We start from the raw sequence: 12338 nt of genomic DNA, 5'->3' as shown, positions 1-12338 counted from the left end.
ATGCGCCTGGACAAGCTCACCATCGGCAGCGCCAAGCAAAGCCCAACGCACCAGTTCAAGAACCTGAAGAACGTCACTATCGACTTCGATCAGGAACACTGGGTCACAGTGGTCATCGGTTGGAACGGCACCGGCAAGTCCAATGTGCTGGAAGCGCTAGCCATCATTTTTCGCGACTTGATCGCCAAGGAGCGTAAGCCGGCCTTTGCCTTTCAGCTCGCCTTTCGCATGGGTTCGGGTGAGGATCTGCGGCACATCCATATCGACGCGGACCCAGATCGTGAAAAAGATCCCTTCACAATCCACATCGCAACGGATGCTCAAGCCCGGGGAAACGGGACGCTAATCCCATTTGCCGCGGATGAGAAACCGGTATCGGCTCTGCGTGGCAAAGCCATCAAGCTCACTGCTTTCTTGAATGCGGGCGCCGAGTACTTGCCGCGCTATGTGTTCAGCTACTACTCTGGCGAGAGCCAGCGCATGCACGAGGTGTTTCGTCCTTACTTGGAGACCTACGACAACAAGCTGCGCAACGGCGAAGATCCCGGGCTGAAGCGGCTGTTCTATGCGATGCCGGTGCACAGCCAGTTTGTGTTGCTGGCTTTCATGATCAAGCAGTCGGCTGAAGTTCGAGAGCTCCTCGAGAATGACTTGGGGATTGATCCTGATGAAGGCATCGAGTCGGTTCTCTTCGTCTTGAAACAGCCTGGCTGGAGCAAACGACGCGGGAAGAAGAAGCTAGATGTTGCTGGTGATGACAGGTTTTGGGGATCCAAAGGCGTTGTTCAGACATTCTTGGATCGACTCCAAGACATCGCGCTTGCTCCCGTTCGGATCAAGCGGGTCAAGCAAATCACCCTTTGGAACGAGGAAAGAACAGAGTTTCAGTATCTCTTCGTCAAGGACATTGACGCTCTCCGACGCCTAGTCGGGGAGCAGCTGCCCGCGCAATTCTTCCGTGACCTGGAGAGCACCTACGTCTCTGAGCTCATCGAAGAGGTGCGTATCCGCGTGCGCCTGAAGAAGAACGATGGCAGCGTGACCTTCCGTGAACTCAGCGAAGGCGAACAGCAGTTGCTGACCGTTCTGGGCCTACTGCGTTTCACCGCCGAGGAAGAGAGCCTCTTCTTGCTGGATGAGCCGGATACGCATTTGAATCCGCGCTGGAGCGTTGACTACATCTCTTACCTGAAGCAGTTCATCGCCAGTAGCACGAAGCAGGAAGAAACCAGCCACATTCTGCTGACGACTCACAACCCATTGGCCATTGCCGAGCTGGATCGCGAGCAGGTGCAGATTCTGCGAATGCACAAACAGGACGGTCACCGTCAGATCTTGGCTTGCTATCCGGAGATGGCGCCGCGCGGTATGGGCTACGCCGCAATCGTGACGAGCGACATGTTCGGCATCACGTCGTCGTTGGATCATCCCACTCAGGAACTTCTGGAGACACAAAGAGCCTTCGCTGCCAAAGAGAAACTCTCGCCAGACGAGCAGCGCGAGTTGGACAACATTAATGCGCAACTCGACAGGCTTGGGTTCCGCTTCTTCCATCCTGATGATGAGTACTCCCGCTACTTGCGCTTGCGGAATGCGTTCCTTGTAGAGCGGTTCAAGACGGAACGACCCGGCGAGCTTGCCAAGAACGTAGTGCAGATGTCCCGCACCGAACGTGAAGATTTGGCCAAACGCCTGATTGCGGAGTTGCTGGCCGACGAAGCTAACGTGTCGCAGGGGGCCGCACCTTGAGGTATGTGGACCGCACGAAGCTGGTGAAACCAACCGGATGGCTTGTGCGCGCGCAGGCGGCGACGCAAGCCGTGGCGGGCGGCGCAGACCCGAACGAACACGGCACTGTTTGGCGCGATCTCAAGGATGGACTCGCCAACCTGCTGCACGACAAATGCTGGTACTGCGAATCGAGTGTTGACCGATCAGACAACGCCGTGGATCACTTCCGGCCAAAAGGCAAGGTCAGCGATGCCGCCTACCCACACACAGGCTATCGTTGGTTGGCTTTTGACGAGAGCAACTTTCGGTATGCATGCACCTATTGCAACAGCAGGCGGAAGGATATTGAGAACGGAACGGCCGGCGGCAAAGCAGACCGCTTTCCCTTGGTCAACGAAGCGCAGCGGGTTTACGCAGTCGGAGCGGTGGCCGGAGAACAGCCGCTGCTGTTAGACCCGTGCGAGTTATCCGACTGGCGCCTGCTGGGGTGCCATCAAGAGAACGGTCAGCCCTGCGCGACAAGCACCGATCCGATCGCCAAGCAGCGTGCTGAAGCTTCCATCGAGATCTATCACCTTCACTACGAAGCCACCTGCAAACGACGGCATGCGAGCGCAGTCCAGTTGATGGCGGACGCAGACGAAGGTAAACGCTTGTTTGAATTGGCCACCCAAGACCCTGCCCGCGCGGCGGACTTCAAGACCGTTGCTGGCCGACTGCGTCGAGCGATCGACCGTGAGTCCCCCTACAGCGGCGATATGCACTTTCTGCTGCGTGGTCAGCGCAGTGACGCGCACCCATGGATACAAGAATTGTTAGAGGCCTGACGTGAACACAAGCACCCTCATCCAGAAAGTCTGGAATTTCTGTCACACGCTGCGCGACGACGGCGTGGGCTATGGCGACTACTTGGAGCAGCTGACTTACCTGCTGTTCCTGAAGATGGCGCACGAATACGCGCAAGAGCCCTACAACCGCAACACACGCATCCCCAAGGGCCACGACTGGGGCAGCCTGCGCAGTAAGACCGGCGAGCCGCTGGAAGCGCATTACCTGGCCACGCTACACAAGCTGGGGCAGGGCACCGGCATGCTGGGCGCGATCTTCTTCAAGGCCCAGAACAAGATCCAGGACCCGGCCAAGCTCTCGCGCCTGGTGCAGATGATCGACGAGCAGAGCTGGGTGGGCATGGATGCCGACACCAAGGGCGATCTGTACGAGGGCCTGCTGCAGAAGAACGCCGAAGACACCAAGAGCGGCGCCGGCCAGTACTTCACGCCGCGCCCCATCATCCAGGCGATGGTGGAGTGCCTGCGCCCCGCGCCAGGCAAGACCATCGCCGATCCGGCCTGCGGCACGGGCGGCTTCTTCCTGGGTGCCTACAACTGGCTGACCCGGCCCGGGGCCAAGCTGGACAAGCGGCAGAAAGAATTCCTGCGCGATGCCACCTTCCACGGCAACGAGATCGTGCCTAACACGCGCCGCCTGTGCCTGATGAACCTGTTCCTGCACAACATCGGCGAGCTGGAGGGAGAGCCTGCGGTCGATCGCTCAGATGCGCTGATCGCCGAGCCCAAGCTGAAGGTGGACTATGTGCTGGCCAACCCGCCCTTCGGCAAGAAGAGCAGCATGACCATCACCAACGAGGAAGGCGAGGAAGACCGCGACGCGCTCACCTACGAGCGTCAGGACTTCTGGGAAACCACCTCGAACAAGCAGCTCAACTTCCTGCAGCACATCGTGAGCATGTTGAAGGTAGATGGCAAAGCGGCCGTGGTGTTGCCCGACAACGTGCTCTTCGAGGGAGGCGCGGGTGAAAAGATCCGCCGCAAGCTGCTCGAGACCTGCGATGTACATACCGTCCTGCGCCTGCCCACTGGCATCTTCTACGCTCAGGGGGTCAAGGCGAATGTGGTGTTCTTTGACAACGCCCCTAAGGACGGCCGGGTGCATACCAAGGGCGTGTGGTTCTACGACCTACGCACCAACAAGCACTTCACGCTGAAGACGCGGACGCTAAAACTAGACGATTTACGGGACTTCATCGCCTGCTATCACGCCGAGAACCGGCACGAGCGGAAAGAGACCGAGCGGTTTAAGTTCTTCAGCTACAAAGAATTGATGGCGCGCGACAAGGCCAGTCTCGACATCTTCTGGCTGAAGGACGACACCTTGGACAACCTCGATGATCTGCCGTCGCCAGATGTGCTGCAGCAGGAGATCATCGAACACTTGGAGGCAGCTCTTGCGGCATTCCGTGACACGGCAACAGCTCTACCCAAGAGCAGGCCAGTGCAGTAGCAGACCGAACCACATCGGGTGCCCAGGTGCGGGTGCAAATCAGGAGTGCAAGATGCCTTGGCACACCGCAAGGCGTGCTCTTTTTTTTGCCACCTGGCGTTCCCACGTCTGCTGATATCGGCATGATTTCGGCATGTGTGTGGGCCGGATGAGACATCCAGATTTTCGTCGGTATTTTTGTTGGTATTTAGAATGTTTGCAGTTGCCAATGCCAGCATTCATGCGGGTTGCGGAAGACTTTTTGATTCCTGGCGGCGAACCAATTCAAAGGCTGGAAGCTTCCACAAGCTTCTAGCCTTTTTCGTTTTACCTCTGAAAATGCCTTGGCGGTCGTGCGAGTGCGTACGCGGAAGTGTGCGTCAATCCGGGGGCATGCGGGGGCATTTTGGGGGCAGTTCGCCCAAATGTGGGGGCATCTAGTCTTAGTATTCGAGGGCCAGTCTGGCGAGCTTTTCCAGCACACTCATCTTCGAGTTTTCGCCGCCCACCAGAACACCTGTGGGAGTTCGCCGCATGCCTTAATAGACTTGGCGCACTGGATGTGAACAAGTGGAAATCCCTTGGGTGATATCGGACTTACGCCGAAGGACGGAGGAGTGGCGGCCGGGCGCCGGGCTTTCCAACCAGCTACTTAACTACATAGATCGGGCTATCTTGTCCGAGGCGAGATTGCTTGGGGTCGGAAGCGATCGACCGAAGAGAAGTGCTCGGTTGTCGGTCGCGTGCCACCCGCCGGGTGTCAGTTCTCGGCGAAAGCAGACTGTTGCGTAGGAAATGCCCGCCAGGAATCAGTCTTGATGTCTCGATGCGAATTCCGAGCGACGGACAGCGCGCCAGGTGGCAAAGCGCTCCGCCTCGTCGCCTTCGTGCCCTGAGCGGAAGCTAGGCGGTCTGAAATCACGCCAGCAAGCCGACGCGCAGGTCGTGTGGGATACGACAGGGGATGGTGGACCACCAGCGCTGGAGTTCTGTGTGGAGCATCAGTTCGGACTCCGCGGGTGAAATGCTCGCGTCTGCGCACCAACCAATAGGCTGAACATGGACGTCACCCACTTGGACACGCTGGGGGACTTTGCTCGCAACTTGCTGTGAAAAACCGAGCACGACCGAATGCTTCGTTCTGAACGCAGCTGCAAAGGCCACCACTTGGTAGAGGTCGCTGCGTCGCCAGTCGGGTCCCAGAGTTCGATACTTGATGTCGCCTATTGCGAAGCTTCCGTTGAAGACCAGATCGGGATTCATCGTCAACCCAGCTGTCGAGATCGGTTCCGAACGCTTCTCGACCGAAACCCCAGGCAAGGCGTGCGACACGACGTTGCGAAGGCCTTCCTCAATCAGTTCAGGCGTCCGAATGAGAAACGCTGTTCCTGACCGAACGCCTAGGCGCAGTGAGACGCCAAGGCTACGGTGGATGAGGTGGGCCAGCGAGACTGCACGCTTGTAGTTGCCGGACGTGCGATCAACGCGTACGAGGAGATCTGCGGGGCGCATCGCTGTGCATTGGATCCTAAATGAGGCCCGTCGGGCGCGGGTGCGAGTGCTGTGTCGCAACGCTTGGTTGGTCGCAAGCCGTTGGCACGCTGCTTTGAGGACTCTGTTGAGCGGCGCATCCTCCGAAAGCTCTTCGAACGTGCAATGCGCGACAGGGCGACCCTGCATGATGGCCAGCGTCGTCTCCACAGCCTTGAGGTGTCCTCGAACGGCTGACAATTCATCTTCGAATGCAAAGTAGTCTGGACGCAACCCTCGCCTGAGCAACCCTTCGATAGCCTGTAGAAACCACAGTGCGAGAACCTCGACGAAGCTGGTATCGGCTTGGACGCCGACCTCTGAGGTCGCGATTCGTGGAGAAAGCGTGGCACGCTCGGCCAAATGGAGGAAGTGTGATTCGGGGATCTTTGGGGTGACTTCAAGTTGAACCTCAGGAAGGCGGATGACGCCAACCATGTTCATGACTATTACCAGGTAGTTTTCACCGCCTGCAGGATTGACTTGGATCACGGAGCGGGGGGACGCTTCGTCGCTCTCTTCGGCGGCGCCCCACCAAGTTGAGGCCGATGCGAACTGCTGCCCCAAGCTGCGAAGTGAGGCCGCATCCTGTTCGCTCAGGACGAGCTCGGTTGGGCGTGACTCAATGATCTTCAGGGCTCGCATGGCATCCGCTGCGGTTAGTCGGCCCAGAAGCGATCGAGCGCGAATTGCCCTAGAAGATCTGGTTGATCAAAGAAGTACTCTTCAATGAGCGGGTAGATTCGTCGCCGCCACGTGCTTTGGAGCATGTCCGCGCTCCAGTTCGGCCGCATGAAGAACGCGTGGCCGACGGTATGGTGGCGGTCCAGGTGTTCGGTGAGCGCTTGGTTCAACGCGACGAAGCCGCGAACAAGACTGCGCGCATCGAAGTCGGCGTTGACCTTGCGGTGGTAGCGTTCCAGTACCTCGGGGTCTGGTCCAAGTTCGAAGACTTCGAAGCGGCGCCGCAGGGCAATGTCAATGGACCGAATGCTGCGGTCTGCAGTGTTCATTGTCCCGATGAAGCGTAGATTGCCGGGAAGCGCGAGCTCACTTGAGTACTGCAGTTGAACTGTTTGATCACGGTACTCGAAGGCAAACATGAGCTCCCCCAGTACTCGGGGCAGGTTGGCACGATTGATCTCGTCCAGGACGATGACATAGTCGACATCCTTTCGGTCTGCGAGGTTCTTTTCGCGCATGTCCGCGACGGTTGCCAAGACCAGCCCGGGCGTGAGCTGGAATTGAATGCTTCCGTTGCTTGGGATAGGGCGAAGACCCTCCATGAAAGATTCATAGCTGTAGCTCGGGTGGAACTGTACGAAGCGCACGAACTCAGGTTGATGAGCCGCTAGGTGGAGCGCGAGTTCGCGAGCAAGCCATGTCTTGCTGGTGCCCGGCGGGCCCGCGAGCAATATTTGGGGCGAGTTCCCGAGCAGGGCGTCCTGCATTTCTTGAAGCAGTTCGAGTCGTAGCCCCGTACGCTCCGCGAGCACCGAGAGATCCTGGCGACGCGGAAGCACCAGATCGGGCACGACTGGAGGGCGCGAGATCGGAGGTTCGTCCTCGATGACGTAGCCAAAGGAGTTTTGATTGAGAACACTGTCTGGCGTCGAGAGCCCAACTGCTGGCTCGAGATCGTCCACAGGGCGGGGAGGTGTGAGCCTTTCGATGGCACCGATGCGAACCCAAGTCTTGAAGATCAAGCTTTGCCTGTCTCCGGCTCGCTTCTTGCCATGCAAGTCTGGATCTGTAGCTTCCGGCCAGGGCGATTCGATGCCGGTGTTTCCGTTGCTGGTACTTAGCTCGACGACAGTCATCCGTGCCGCGAGACGTCGATTGCCTGCATAGGCATACAGGTTGAATGGAGGACGCAGTCGATCGAGCGCACCCTCTTTGATCGGAAAGCTCCACCAACTGGCCCAGCTTCCATTTCTGTCGATCGCTTCTCGCACCTTGGCAAGGTCCTGATCGACCTCTCTCCATGTCCCAATTAGCGAAAGGGGGCGGTCGTCCTTGGCAACACCTTGCTGACGGACCCGGTCCGTCACGATGGGCTCGTACTTGGCGAGAAGGACGAGCAGGTCGTTCTGAAGCTCGCCGTCTGAGGGGACTGCATCCGCGGCGTAGTATTTGGAGGCGATGCTGGACGCCTCGTAGAGGCGAGCCAGGCGAGCGTTGGATCCGAGATCTGACTTCCCAGTCAGGTCCCAGCCTTGGTCGGCGAGATCGGACAGGCCAGGACGCAGCTGATTCGCGCGCTGAGAAAGCACCTCGAAGGCGGATCTCTCTCCAAATTCGTCTTCGACTTCGGTGACGCCTTGCGCAAGTTTGAGGTAGACGCCTTGCCCGCCGTCTTGGAAAAGATAGACAACGTAGGTCCCTCGTTGTGTCGACTTCGTTTCGCGCGTGTCAAGGATTGAGATCCAAGGGATAGTGGCCCAGTTGCCCTTGCCATAAGAAGCGATGACTTGCAGGTTGGGGTTGGCAGTGGTGTTGACCCATCCTTGGAGAATCTCGCGGGCGCGCTTGAAGAGCTCTCGGGCCTCGGCGTTGCCCTTGAATTCTTGCGTGCTGTGCAGAGTCGGGTAGCGGGCCATGATGTCCGCGAACACAGCTCGCAATCCTGCGTCACGGATGCGCTTGATCGCGAAGCCACGGTCACTGAGGTACTTGTTGGTCTCTTGACCGCCCGAAAAGCTGTTGACAGACGTCCCAGTGGCAAGAGAGACGATCTTCTTAGGCGGGTACAGCTGATCGTTGGATTCGACCGCCCACAGCTGTGCTTCATTGCTTTGCCAGTCCTTGTACTCGTCGGTGTGCCTGAGCTCCGCGTCAAAGGTTTGCATCGCTTGTGTGATGGCTTGCGCATCGACTGGTGGAATCGGCATCTCGTTCTCTCCGGACACACTTTTTTGCAAATGTACTTGAGGAGTTGGGCAAATTGGAAGCATCGCAAGCGGACGGTGCGACGGCAATGTGCCTGCACGGGCTTTGAAGCCGTCTGCGCGGCTTGGTTGCCTGACACCCTCAACCCCATGCGCTCGTGGCCACCGACTCGGCGGCGTCCCCGCAAGGCCCTTAGATCCGCCAGGGCATCGCGCCGAACGATCCGGCTCGCGCAGCATGGCCGAGCTGCAAGCCGCACTAGCGCAGCTTCATCCGCGCGCGGACTGCGGGAGCCGCATCGACATGGTCAAGGAACTCCGCACTCACTTGAGATAGGACCAGGCAAGAGCTGCCGAAACAAGCATTCCACGCGCAAGCGCTCCGAGGAGTTTCGTGGTGCTCGATGCCCGCAATCTTGGCGCGCCGCTGGCCGCGCGGATCGTGCGTCCGCGCCGGGTCGTTTCGGGTCTGATGGGTCATGGGGCAGTCGTTGAGGTGCACCCCGAACGTCCGCATTCAGCGATGCTGCTAGATTCGCTCGGGGTGGAAGCGGTCGGGCTGAATCGCGTGCCGCAGAGCTTTCACCATCGCGGCGAAGCGGATCGGTTTCCGAAGAAGTGCAATTGCGATGGCGAAGACGCGAAACATGGAGTTCCTAAGGCCAGTGACAGGGAGAGGTTCAAAGTGACTAGCGACGGGTGCTGAGCTCAAAGCGATGTGAAACGATGTGATTTCACTCATCACCCCTCTCTTAACCAATCGCCGCGAACTGCGACTGGCGCTTGCGAGGGGGGCAAACTACCCCGAGGGGAAGAAGCGCGGGAGTACCTACAGGGGGGCGCATCGGCATCACAGCTCGCAAGTTCCACTTTGCATTCCACCGCGGCAGCGACGTATCAGTCACTTCAACTTGGGCTATCGGCGGAGCGGAATGGACATCAGGCAACGGTCGCAACTAGGCAACCTGTCCAACCTCGTACGTGACGAGCCCCACAGGCATACCTCCCTCAGAGCAAACTGCCGATCTCGCACGCTTTCGCTGATCTTTCAGCTGCACTTGTTCATAGCCGCTGATCGGCCGCGCGCAAGAAAGTCTGTGCGACGGCACGGCCTATGCAAGCTGGTTGACTAGTGCAGCTGGCGAAACGCCGAGCGCTTTGCACACATCGATGAACTCGATCACGTCGAGTTGCCGCTCTCCGTTCTCATACTTCGACACGAAGGACTGTGGTCGCTTCAAGCGATCTGCCACCTGCGACTGCGTCAAAGCTGCGTCACTGCGCGCCTGCGCGAGCAGTTGCCGAAGCTTCGAATAGGGATTGGGTTGCAGTCCACGTGGCACGCGGACGAACGTACATCCCGTTTTCGAATATCCCGTTTCGGGATATTATGACCACAAAGCGAAGGGCCTCGGATGTGACGCGGGTCTCGTCAACTCGCGCATCTTTGCGTAGCGACATGTGGCTCTTCGCGGCAGTTCTACCAACGCGCTTTCAGGGAGACACCATGCACCATTTGCTCAAGCACCTCACTCTCGACATCACATCCTCCAAGCGGCAGACCGCCGAGTCCGCCGAATCGGCTTACCCCACCCGGGCGATCCGCATGGTTGTCGGCAACTTGCGTAACGGCCCTTTCGAAAGCATCGCGCGGGTGGTCGCCGGTAGGCTCGGCGTCGAATTGGGTCAGCCGGTCGCGACCGACAGCAGACCCGGCGTGAGTGGCACGCTAGGTCTCGCGGCAGTTGCACGTGCGGCGCCGGACGGCCACACGCTGCTGATGAGCAGCACCATGACGATGTCGATCGCGCCACACCTCTACAACAAGCTCGAGCACGACCCGTGCGAGGACTTCGTGCCCGTGGCACTGATCAGCCTATTGCCATGCGGGGTGGCAGTGAATTCGTCCATTCCCGCCACAGACCTCCAGGATCACATCGAGTGGCTGAAGAACAGCGGCGGCAAGGTCGGCGGCATCTACGCACCACCGGGCACGTCCGGCGCGATCGTCGACAAGCTGGCCGACGCCATCAAGCGCGCGATCCACACAGCCGACGTGCGGGCGCAATTGTCAAAGCAGGGCGTCGACCTCGTGCTCCTCACGGGGCCCGCCGTCCGTGCCTTCCTCGACCAGGAAGATGAGAGCCAAGCTGCGACTTCCAGTAGCTCTCGCCGCCGACTTTGATCATGATGGCGGGCATGCTGACTACCGACCTCGCCCGCTCCTGGCTAACCTTCAGCGCCCCCGTCGCCGCAGCGCAAGCCGCCGGCCGACCCATCGTCGCGCTGGAATCAACCATCATCGCCCACGGCATGCCGTACCCGGAAAACGTCCGCACGGCACGCGAAGTGGAAGCCCTGATCCGCGCCCTGGGCGCCGAGGCCGCGACGATCGCCGTGATCGGCGGACGCATCCGCATCGGCCTGTCCGACGACGAGCTGGAGCTGCTCGGCCGCTCGAAAGAGGCCCAGAAAGTCAGCCGCCGCGACCTCCCAGCCGTGCTCGCCGCCGGCGGACTCGGCGCGACCACGGTGGCCGGCACGATGATCTGCGCGGCGCTGGCCGGCATCGAAGTCTTCGTCACCGGCGGCATCGGCGGCGTGCATCGCGGCGCGTCGGAGAGCTTCGACATCTCCGCCGACCTGCAGGAACTGGCGCGGACCTCGGTGGCCGTGGTGTGCGCGGGCGCGAAGTCCATCCTCGACATCGGCCTCACGCTCGAATACCTGGAGACCCATGGCGTGCCGGTGCTCAGCTGCGAGCAGGACAACTTCGCGGCCTTCTACACGCGCGACAGTGGCTTCCGCGCCGACTACAGGCTCGACGACGCGGAAGCACAAGCCCGGTTCATCCGCACCAAGTGGGACCTCGGCCTGGCAGGCGGCGTCGTGCTGAGCACGCCGGTGCCGGAAGCCGCGGCGATGCCGCGCGAGGAGATCGACGCGTTGACCGAACAGGCGCTCGACGAGGCGAAGGCGCAGGGCATCACGGGCAAGGCCGTGACGCCTTTCCTGCTGGCGCGCATCAAGGCGCTGACGGGCGGACGCAGCCTGGCCACCAACATCGCGCTCGTGAAGCACAACGCCGAGGTGGGCGCGAGGCTGGCGCTGACATTGGCGTCGCTGTCGGGCCGCCAGGATGCCCGCCTGACGGTTTCTTGCGCGGAGGTTCCGTGACTTATCAACTGCACTATTGGCCCTCGATCCAGGGTCGCGGCGAATTCGTCCGTCTGGCGCTGGAGGCGGCTGGCGCTCCGTATGTCGACGTAGCCCGCGAGCCGCCGTCCAAAGGCGGTGGCGAAGCCGCGCTGATGCGCAAGCTCGATGACCCCGGCAATCCGCGCCCATCTTTCGCGCCGCCGTTTCTGATCGACGGCGACATCATCGTCGGGCAAACGGCCGCCATCCTGCTCTACCTTGGCCCGAAGCTGGGTTTGGCCGGTGCCGGCGATGCCGACGCGCTCTGGACTCATCAACTGCAACTCACCATCGCCGATGCGGTGATGGAAGCGCACGACACGCATCACCCGCTATCGACCGATCTCTACTACGAAGATCAGCGCGACGCAGCACTCGCGCGGGCGGAGGCCTTCCGTGAAGAACGCATCCCGAAGTTCCTCGGTTGGTTCGAGAAGATCCTGCAGCGCAATCGCTCAGGCGATCTGCATCTGGTCGGCGACTCGCTGACCTACGCCGATCTCTCGCTGTTCCAACTCGTGTCGGGTCTGCGCTATGCGTTCCCCAAGGCCACTGCGCGGGCGCTCGCACGAACGCCCGCCGTTGCCAAGCTCGCGACGAACGTGAGCCGCCGGCAGCGAGTGCACGACTATCTGCAGAGCCCGCGGCGCATCGCCTTCAACGAGGACGGCATTTTCCGCGCGTACCCCGAACTCGATGGCTGACGCCGAC

Annotated in this window: 10 protein-coding genes; 7 read left to right on the top strand and 3 right to left on the bottom strand. The window is 60.2% G+C overall.

What is annotated here, in order from left to right; translation table 11 throughout:
• From AC1DN9_RS08340 to AC1DN9_RS08330, 3 genes are read left to right on the top strand one after another with little or no spacing between them, the layout of a single operon-like run.
• Nucleotides 1-1749 carry an AAA family ATPase gene (locus AC1DN9_RS08340; protein ID WP_478099046.1) on the top strand — a complete coding sequence of 583 codons (1749 nt, stop codon included), beginning with the start codon at nt 1-3 and terminating at the stop codon, nt 1747-1749.
• A 5-nt stretch (nt 1750-1754) separates the two neighbouring features.
• Nucleotides 1755-2558 carry an HNH endonuclease family protein gene (locus tag AC1DN9_RS08335; protein ID WP_478099044.1) on the top strand — a complete coding sequence of 268 codons (804 nt, stop codon included), beginning with the start codon at nt 1755-1757 and terminating at the stop codon, nt 2556-2558.
• Nucleotide 2559: 1 nt separating this feature from the next.
• Nucleotides 2560-4032, top strand: coding sequence for a class I SAM-dependent DNA methyltransferase (locus AC1DN9_RS08330; protein ID WP_478099042.1), 1473 nt, complete (start codon nt 2560-2562; stop codon nt 4030-4032).
• An 897-nt stretch (nt 4033-4929) separates the two neighbouring features.
• On the opposite strand, the gene AC1DN9_RS08325 is transcribed toward AC1DN9_RS08330, so the two are convergent.
• Together AC1DN9_RS08325 and AC1DN9_RS08320 are read right to left on the bottom strand one after the other, a co-directional pair.
• Complete coding sequence (locus AC1DN9_RS08325; protein ID WP_478099041.1) at nt 4930-6186, bottom strand: McrC family protein; 1257 nt, start codon at nt 6184-6186, stop codon at nt 4930-4932.
• A 14-nt stretch (nt 6187-6200) separates the two neighbouring features.
• A complete protein-coding gene (locus AC1DN9_RS08320) occupies nt 6201-8432 on the bottom strand; it encodes an MrcB family domain-containing protein (protein WP_478099039.1) in 2232 nt (743 codons plus the stop codon).
• Between the two features lie 391 nt (nt 8433-8823).
• Between AC1DN9_RS08320 and AC1DN9_RS08315 the strand changes: the two genes are divergently transcribed.
• Complete coding sequence (locus AC1DN9_RS08315) at nt 8824-9135, top strand: hypothetical protein (protein WP_478099037.1); 312 nt, start codon at nt 8824-8826, stop codon at nt 9133-9135.
• A gap of 406 nt (nt 9136-9541) precedes the next feature.
• Here AC1DN9_RS08315 and AC1DN9_RS08310 read toward each other — a convergent pair whose 3' ends face one another.
• Complete coding sequence (locus tag AC1DN9_RS08310; protein ID WP_478099035.1) at nt 9542-9772, bottom strand: helix-turn-helix domain-containing protein; 231 nt, start codon at nt 9770-9772, stop codon at nt 9542-9544.
• 164 nt (nt 9773-9936) lie between these two features.
• Between AC1DN9_RS08310 and AC1DN9_RS08305 the strand changes: the two genes are divergently transcribed.
• The 3 genes from AC1DN9_RS08305 to AC1DN9_RS08295 are packed head-to-tail and all read left to right on the top strand — an operon-like array spanning nt 9937 to nt 12331.
• Nucleotides 9937-10614, top strand: coding sequence for a Bug family tripartite tricarboxylate transporter substrate binding protein (locus AC1DN9_RS08305; protein ID WP_478099034.1), 678 nt, complete (start codon nt 9937-9939; stop codon nt 10612-10614).
• A 17-nt stretch (nt 10615-10631) separates the two neighbouring features.
• The gene (locus AC1DN9_RS08300) at nt 10632-11606 is read left to right on the top strand and encodes a pseudouridine-5'-phosphate glycosidase (protein ID WP_478099167.1); all 975 of its coding nucleotides are present in this window, start codon (nt 10632-10634) and stop codon (nt 11604-11606) included.
• Nucleotides 11603-12331, top strand: a complete 729-nt coding sequence (locus AC1DN9_RS08295) for a glutathione S-transferase (RefSeq protein ID WP_478099033.1) — start codon at nt 11603-11605, stop codon at nt 12329-12331. Before AC1DN9_RS08300 ends, AC1DN9_RS08295 begins: the two co-directional genes overlap by 4 nt.
• Nucleotides 12332-12338 lie beyond the last annotated feature (7 nt).

It is taken from the genome of Variovorax sp. 05L425 (assembly GCF_056397705.1).
This window is presented reverse-complemented; position numbering and strand designations above follow the sequence as displayed.